Source organism: Bacillus cereus group sp. BfR-BA-01382 (assembly GCF_022663475.1).
GTDB classification, from domain to species: domain Bacteria; phylum Bacillota; class Bacilli; order Bacillales; family Bacillaceae_G; genus Bacillus_A; species Bacillus_A thuringiensis_S.
The window spans coordinates 1-332 of sequence record NZ_JAKUFQ010000326.1; the positions used below are offsets into that span (position 1 = coordinate 1).

Below are 332 nucleotides of genomic sequence, written 5' to 3' on the forward strand. Positions count from 1 at the left end.
ATGAAGTTGATTCAGGATGGAGCGAATATAAACGTAGAAGGTGACAACGGAGAAACGCCTGTCCTTGCAGCGACGTACCAAAATCATGTAGAGACAGTTAAAGCATTAATTGGTGCAGGTGCTAATATTGAAATTAAAGATGAGAAAAAAAGTAATCCACTTCTTTATGCAAGTAGAGAAGGATATACGGATATTGTAAAAGTATTAATTAATGCAGGAGTTAATACGAAAGAAACGACTAAGTCAGGTGGAACAGCACTTATTTCTGCATCTGAGCGTGGCCATGTAGAGGTTGTTAAAGAATTATTAGAGCATACAGATATTGATGTGAA

Annotated in this window: 1 protein-coding gene; it reads left to right on the forward strand. The window is 36.7% G+C overall.

Annotated elements, in window-relative coordinates; all coding sequences use genetic code 11:
• The coding region (locus tag MR160_RS34185; protein ID WP_242299252.1) for an ankyrin repeat domain-containing protein at positions 1 to 332 on the forward strand (332 nt) is incomplete at both ends.